Origin of the sequence: Ancylothrix sp. D3o (assembly GCF_025370775.1) — a bacterium.
Lineage (GTDB): Bacteria > Cyanobacteriota > Cyanobacteriia > Cyanobacteriales > Oscillatoriaceae > Ancylothrix.
In genome coordinates, this window is the sequence record NZ_JAMXEX010000120.1 from 1 (window position 1) to 1,420 (window position 1,420).

Sequence of the window (1,420 nt, forward strand, 5' to 3'; positions counted from 1 at the left end):
GAAATTTCTCTAAAGACGCTGGCAAAAATTATGTTCTACACCGGCACCAGCACTAATAAATCTCCGAGCCGGTGGCTCTTGATGCCAGATTCTACTATTGAACGATGACACCTGCCGATCTAAAGTATTCGACTATAAAATGAAGATATCGGCCTTCCCACAAATATCTACTATTTATAAGGTGGCACCGGTGTCTTTAAAAGATTCAATTATTCAAAGGTGGCATCGGCCTGTTTAAAACATCCAATTATTCAAAGGTGGCACCGGCCTGTTTAAAACATCCGGCCTTTCCAGGGGAACACCGACCTATCAAAAATATCCAACCTTTCCAGGGGAGCACCGGCCTATCAAAAATATCCAACAATTCAAAGGTGGCACCAGCTTGTCTAAAACATCCGAAGATTTCAACACCGCCACCGGCCTGTCAAAAATATCCCAAGATTTGAACACCGGCACCGACCTATCTAAAATGGTTTTATTTTTGTGCCCCCCAACTCCCCGTGTTTCCCCTTCATTCATCGTGGGGACATTCTGAACCTGCCGAAAAATGGTGGATATTTTTAATGCACCGGCACCACAAAACGGACATTCTTATGATTAGTGGTACTTTGAACCCCTGGAGTCTCGCTACTGGTTAATGGCCGGTGGTCGGTGGGACTGTACTCAATGCCGATGGGTTGACGAGTCGGTGGAATGTCTGTACTACCCGATAGCCGGTGGGTTGATGAGCCGATGGGATGGTGGTTGTCACAGATGCCCTTAGTAGATAGGTAGCTAAAAAGCCAGTCACAGACACCAGGCTTTCTGGGGTGATGCTGGTAGAGACGTTCGCAACTCGGTAGAAAGTCTGTACGGGCCTGTGGTTCTGGGACTCTACGAGGGGGCCGGTGGCCAATGGCGGATACAACCGTTTTGGCTGCTGCTTGTAGGCCGGTGGCTGATGATATTGTGCGGGGGATATTTCAGTGGCTATATGGTTGATGTTGATGAGCCGATTGGATGACGGTTGTCTTTGCAAGGCTTGGCGATAGCACCTACGTTGTCCTCACTTTCATTGTTCTTGCTATTGTCCTCTATAGTCTGTTCCAAAAGTAAGTAACCCTTCAAGATTTCCACAAATCAATAAGTGAAAAAATGAATGGAAAAAATTTATGTGAATAATAGATATAGCGCTTCTCTGCCTAATGAGGCACTAATTAAAGGTTAAATGTCTTACTTGGTCAATGTTTTGGTGTCCCTCACGAGTTCAGTAACCGCTATAAATCGAATCGAACAAATTGCAGGCAATCGTACTCTCTTTATAATCATTTATTTCTCCATAGACAATTTCATTGTATAATAAGAAAAACCCCAAAGCATCTCAATTACCTAATAATGACCCGCTTTATCCACGATCAATTCGCCAAAGATTGCCTAGAAG

2 protein-coding genes are annotated in these 1,420 nt (G+C 44.5%); both read right to left on the reverse strand.

Going from position 1 to position 1,420, the window contains the following annotated elements; genetic code table 11:
* Positions 1-309: 309 nt before the first annotated feature.
* Positions 310-519 carry a hypothetical protein gene (locus NG798_RS27650; RefSeq protein ID WP_261226933.1) on the reverse strand — a complete coding sequence of 70 codons (210 nt, stop codon included), beginning with the start codon at positions 517-519 and terminating at the stop codon, positions 310-312.
* A gap of 115 nt (positions 520-634) precedes the next feature.
* Positions 635-1,018 (reverse strand): hypothetical protein, encoded by a 384-nt coding sequence (locus tag NG798_RS27655; RefSeq protein ID WP_261226934.1) that lies wholly within the window; start codon positions 1,016-1,018, stop codon positions 635-637.
* Positions 1,019-1,420: the final 402 nt, after the last annotated feature.

Coding starts and splice junctions, on each gene's coding strand:
- NG798_RS27650 (WP_261226933.1), bottom strand. CDS start 519: ATGAATGAAGGGGAAACACGGGGAGTTGGGGGGCACAAAAATAAAACC.